Genomic DNA, 5,463 nt, shown 5'->3' with positions numbered 1-5,463 from the left:
CCGTTATCGGCTAAGTGATGAATCATATGCGTAGCAAAAGCATAATCGGCTTTGTCTTTAGGAGCTAAGCTTCCGTATTTACTAAACCTTTCGTCAGTCTTAAACAGCGGATTGGAGTCCCCCTTCCACTTTGCGCTAAAAGGCGGATTGGCAACAACGGCTTCGGCTTTCAAATCCGGGAAATAGTCGTCTGTTAACGTATCGCCCTGCCTTATATGAAATTTTGTATAATTAATGCCGTGCAAAAGCATGTTCATTCTGGCAAGGTTGTATGTAGTTCTGTTAAGTTCCTGTCCGTATATTTCTGAAACGTCGGCATAATCTTTAACGCGGATTAACAAAGAACCTGAACCGCAGGTAGGGTCGTAAACGGATTTTATTTTATCTTTACCGGCTGTTACAATTTGGGACAGTATTCTGGAAACCTGAGAAGGAGTATAAAACTCTCCGCCTTTTTTGCCGGCGCCTGCGGCAAACTGCCCTATTAAATATTCATAAGCGTCGCCTAAAACATCGCTTTTGGCATCCGTCAAGTTAAAATCTATCCTGTTAAGTCTTGATAGTATCTCGATGACGGTATCGTTCTTCTCTTTTTCGGTTTTACCGAGTTTTGCGGAACTTAAATCGACGTCTTCAAACAATCCTATAAAGTCTTCTTCGCTTTCATGCCCTACGGTATTCTGTTCTATAGAATTTAAAATATTTTTTAAATCTTCTATAATAAAATTATCGCTTCCGAATTCTTTATTGCCTTTTCTGACTATGTATGAAAAAAGTTGATTGGGCTTTAAGAAAAAGCCTTTATTTTCAATACTCTGCTGTTTAATTAAATTAACTATTTCATCGTTTTCGGGGGTTTCATCTATAAGGTCTGTATATTTTATTTTATCCCGCTTAAGCAGTTCGTCCGCATAAATTTCCTGCCTTTCGGAAAGATATTTTAAGAATATAAATCCCAATACGTAGTTTTTATACTCGTCGGCATTCATTCTGCCCCTTAGTAAATCCGCTATAGCCCAAAGGGATTGCTCTAAAAGCCTTTTTTGTTCTTCAGACATGATACTCCTGTTTATTTTAAATTATTTTGCAATCCTCATTATTATTTTTAACATTACAGTTTATATTTGGTATCTATTTATGTCAGACACATAGATTTTAAAAAATATCTATTTATTTGAATTTAGTAAAATAGTCCAATAAACTAATTTTTATTATTTTTAACCGCATTTATTAAAAACAAATACTGTAAATTATTTTAATTACCAGACTGGTTGACCATTATTACTTTACCAATATTATATAATATCAAATTTTTAATTAAAAGAATCAATTGTTAAAAAAAATATTGTTAAAAAAAATATTTGGGATTTCACAAAAGGGGATAGGGATAGTGCCGGCACTATCGAGAATAAAGCTACAGCAGTAAGACAAATCTCTAAAAAAGCGGTAATATAGCTTTAGTCAATGTTACTAATGGTGAAATCAGCGTCCCATGACGAAATGGTTTAAATGTTGATAACGAAAATTTTGCCGCCGTTATTTCCGAAAATTCTTTAAAAAAGCTGGAATCGGGAAAGTATCCCGAAGTAGCCGCCGCCCTCCGCCTCGAAGCAGCATACGGACTCCGCAGGGAGGAATCGGCTCACGTTGTTTTTGAATTAACGAAGGGGCATGTGGTCACAGCCCCCGGAAAAGAAAATATTCTGATGATGAAGGGAATCTGGTGCAAATGCGGCCGCCAAAGAGGAAAAATCAACACTTTCATCTAACTGTAGGCCGAACGGGGAATTGCTCCTGCGCGACGGCGGGGCGGTGAAGACGGATATTATATTGCCGACGTTCCCGAATTACACGGATGCCATACTCAAGCTAAGTCTATAGATAAGTTAAGAGATAGAATTAAAGAAGCGATAGAACTTTATCTTGAGGAAAAAAGTTATGGATATCCTGCCGTTAATTTTATTGACGTCCAAAAAATTGCAATATGAGCAAGCTTCCTTTATTGACCGGCAAGGAACTTATTTCTTTTCTTAAAACTCTTGGGTTTATCGAAAAAAGGCAAAAAGGAAGTCATGTTTTTCTTTCCCATAAAGACGGAAGGTCAACCGTTGTCCCCGTCCACTCCGGTGAAACGATAGGCAGGGGGCCTTTTGTCGAAAATATTAACCGATATTGAAATGACAAAAGAAGAATTTTTCAAGCTTATCAAGTAGTATTTTTCGTCAATTTTATTATTTTTTTCCCACTATAAGAATTTAGAAATTATGTCAATGCGGTATATTGCCTTAAGTGCCTTACTTACTGCGGTTTTGAATGGAGCGGGCAACGGGGTTCGAACCCGCGACACCAAGCTTGGGAAGCTTGTACTCTACCAACTGAGCTATGCCCGCGTTTACGTGTTTGCTGTTTATTATTTATATCATAATATTTATATCATAAAAATAAAAAATTGTAAAACGCGAGAGAGAAGGAAACCGCTTAAAATTCCGTGTCAGTTTGATTTTTATTTCATTAATCGTTTTAATTAATTAATAAAATTATAACATATTCTCGCTTGTAAATTAAAAATATTTATAGTCGTAAGGAATATTAATTCTATAATTCTATCTTTTATCGTATTAATGGCAGCTTATTTATTAAGAATATATGATATAATATATTAAAAAATGTAAAATTAATCGCAACGAGATTTAAAAGTCCGCCGAAAGCGTTAAATTGTGATTTAATTTACATTACATTAAATTTAATTTAATTTATCCTAAATTTTATATATCTTTTAATATTATATACTACTATTTAGATATACTTTTATATGAATTTATCGGTTAACGACCTATCGTCAAATTTAGAACTTTTAAAAAAACATAACCCTTTAGTTCACAATATTACAAACGTAGTGGTAACTAACGTTACGGCCAACGCTCTTCTTGCCATAGGCGCAAGCCCGATAATGGCATACGCTAAAGAGGAGATGAAAGATATTATTTCCATATCCGACGCTTTAGTTTTAAATATCGGAACTTTAACTAAAGACATAATAGACGTTATGCTTTTAGCGGGCAAATATGCCAATAAAAAAAATATTCCGGTGATATTCGACCCTGTCGGAGCAGGGGCAAGCGGTTTAAGAAACGATGCTTCTAAAGAGATAGTTTCAAATATTAAGCTTGCGATAATAAGAGGCAACGAATCCGAAATAGCAAATCTTTACGGCGTTAAGTTAGAAACTAAAGGGGTGGATTCAAAAGGGCATGTGGAAGATAAAATAGGTTTAGCAAAAGAATTAGCCTTAAAAGTTTCCTCTACGGTTTGTATCAGCGGAAAAGAAGATATTATCTCGGACGGCTCTAACGTATTTTCCGTCAAAAATGGCGATGCCGCTTTAACTAAAATGACCGGCGCAGGTTGCATATCGTCTTCCGTTATGGGCGCTTTTGCGGCAATAGACAAAAATTACGCTAAGGCAAGTTTAACCGGAGCAGTTTTAATAGGAATATGCGGAGAACTTGCCGCTTCAAAATCAAAACTTTCAGGTTCTTTTCAGGTTGAATTTTTTAATAATCTGTCAAGTTTCAACTCCGATATTCTTCATAAGTACGCAAATTTTGAAGAAGTTTGTCGATAATACTACTAGAACAAACAATTAATCGTAATGACAGAAAATTTTAATTTTATTTATATTTAATTTATAAAAATACCGCCGTAGCAGTCACTGGTTTTTAACGTCCAATGTGCTTAAAGTTAAGCATTAAACTGACTGACGGCGGCATGCTGCATAAAAAGATATTATTATAATTTATTGTGATGTATTGTTTCTTAAAATTTATTTTCTTTTCTTATTTTAATTATAACGCATATTTTTGAAATTTCAAGTCGTTAAATTAATTTTGTTAAATTAATTTGCGTCAAACCAAAATAAAAATGTTATCTTTTTACCGAAATAAAAAGGCTGTGTATTACTATAAAACATAAAAACTAAATAGAGCCGTAAATGAATAAAGAAAATATAGATTCAGAATTAAATACTTCTTTAAACGAAATAGATGCCGTTAATTCGTCTTACCATATAGCCGTAAAACCGGAATTCAATAAAGTTATGATAGAGTTTTATAATTCAGGCAGTTATAACGTTTTACCGTCTTACCTTTTGCCTTATTACGAGCGTTCGCTGCATATATCCTAAATTATGCCCCGTCCCGCAAAAAACTAACAAAGGATATTCCGTTTCCGAAGAAAAAATAAAAATATACAAAGAGCTTTTCTCAAAATAGCGTAAATTCGAGGTCTGTATAATTGGGCATCCCTATAAACATTGATTTATTATAATAAAATATGTATAATTATAAAAATATAAATTAACAATATAAATAACATCAAACTATTGAAAAATAAGCGCAATATATAATAATTATAAACATGGAAAATCTGTTGCCGAAAAAAAATTAACCTAAATAATTTATTTAAAATATCGGTGGGGGTGAATATGCAGCTTTTAAAAACAATTAAAGACGCAAATTTAAAACCGAGTATTGAAAAAAAAATTATAGATATCTTCTCTACAAAATCCATAGATTTTGAACACAGATTTTTAGAACTCACCGAAAACGATTTAGAAAATCTTTCAAAAATAAATTCATTGATTATTGAAAATATGGATTTCCTTATAGATAAATTTTACGACCATCTGCTTGAATTTAAAGAAACGAAAGATATTATGCTTGAAAAGCCCGGACTTGTGGAACACTTAAGAAAAGTGCATACATCGTATTTTAAAGAGCTTTTTTCCTTAAAGTACGACGACAATTATCTTGCTCTCAGATTTAACACTGGTCTTACCCACTTAAACGTCAATATACCCTTTAACGTTTTTATGGGAAGCTATTCTTATTTCTTATCTTTAATTATCTATTTTATAAAAGACGAACTGCCGAAACGCGGCTTTTCGCACAAAGAAATTCTGAATATCGTCAACTCCATACAAAAAATTATAAATCTGGATATTACCTTAGTTATAAGAGCTTATTACAGTAAAGAAATAAACGAAAAGGAAAAACTTGGCGACGATTTTATTAAAAGGCTGTCGCGCATAGCCGAATTCCGCGACGAAGATACGGGAGCCCATATTGAAAGAATGTCTTATTACTGCATGATAATTGCGAAACATTTGGGATTTGACTACGATTTTCAGATAGATATTTTAGAAGCTTCGCCTATGCACGATATAGGTAAAATATCTATTCCGGATTATGTATTGCTAAAGCCTGCAAAATTAACCGACGATGAGTTTGAAATAATGAAAACGCATACAGTAAAAGGATATGATATACTTAGCGGTTCGGATTCTAAAATTATGAAATTCGGAGCGGAAATAGCTTTGTCCCACCATGAAAGATATGACGGATACGGATACCCGAACAGACTTAAAGGAGAAGATATTCCTATTTCCGGCAGAATTTGCATTGT

General features: G+C 33.6%; 6 protein-coding genes, 1 tRNA gene and 1 pseudogene. 6 read left to right on the top strand and 2 right to left on the bottom strand.

Annotated features, from left to right (window positions below; genetic code table 11):
• A partial coding sequence (locus tag EVJ48_10215) for a type I restriction-modification system subunit M (GenBank protein RZV36637.1) occupies positions 1-1,058 on the bottom strand: 1,058 nt, incomplete at its 3' end.
• 480 nt (positions 1,059-1,538) lie between these two features.
• Between EVJ48_10215 and EVJ48_10210 the strand changes: the two genes are divergently transcribed.
• From EVJ48_10210 to EVJ48_10200, 3 genes and pseudogenes are all read left to right on the top strand, one after another.
• Positions 1,539-1,769 carry a hypothetical protein gene (locus EVJ48_10210; GenBank protein ID RZV36639.1) on the top strand — a complete coding sequence of 77 codons (231 nt, stop codon included), beginning with the start codon at positions 1,539-1,541 and terminating at the stop codon, positions 1,767-1,769.
• Positions 1,770-1,787: 18 nt separating this feature from the next.
• The gene (locus tag EVJ48_10205; GenBank protein ID RZV36638.1) at positions 1,788-1,988 is read left to right on the top strand and encodes a type II toxin-antitoxin system HicB family antitoxin; all 201 of its coding nucleotides are present in this window, start codon (positions 1,788-1,790) and stop codon (positions 1,986-1,988) included.
• Positions 1,985-2,213, top strand: a pseudogene (locus EVJ48_10200) (type II toxin-antitoxin system HicA family toxin). Before EVJ48_10205 ends, EVJ48_10200 begins: the two are co-directional and overlap by 4 nt.
• 101 nt (positions 2,214-2,314) lie before the next feature.
• On the opposite strand, the gene EVJ48_10195 reads toward EVJ48_10200, so the two are convergent.
• Positions 2,315-2,390 (bottom strand) — tRNA-Gly (locus EVJ48_10195).
• Between the two features lie 422 nt (positions 2,391-2,812).
• Between EVJ48_10195 and EVJ48_10190 the strand changes: the two genes are divergently transcribed.
• From EVJ48_10190 to EVJ48_10180, 3 genes are all read left to right on the top strand, one after another.
• Positions 2,813-3,625, top strand: a complete 813-nt coding sequence (locus EVJ48_10190; protein ID RZV36636.1) for a hydroxyethylthiazole kinase — start codon at positions 2,813-2,815, stop codon at positions 3,623-3,625.
• Positions 3,626-3,991: 366 nt separating this feature from the next.
• Positions 3,992-4,183 carry a hypothetical protein gene (locus EVJ48_10185; protein RZV36635.1) on the top strand — a complete coding sequence of 64 codons (192 nt, stop codon included), beginning with the start codon at positions 3,992-3,994 and terminating at the stop codon, positions 4,181-4,183.
• A gap of 300 nt (positions 4,184-4,483) precedes the next feature.
• Positions 4,484-5,463 (top strand): HD domain-containing protein (locus EVJ48_10180; GenBank protein RZV36634.1); only part of this gene is annotated, 980 nt, incomplete at its 3' end.

This window comes from Candidatus Acidulodesulfobacterium acidiphilum (assembly GCA_008534395.1).
Lineage (GTDB): Bacteria > SZUA-79 > SZUA-79 > Acidulodesulfobacterales > Acidulodesulfobacteraceae > Acidulodesulfobacterium_A > Acidulodesulfobacterium_A acidiphilum.
Note: the sequence above shows the minus strand (reverse complement) of the source record. Positions and strands in the feature narration are given on the sequence as shown.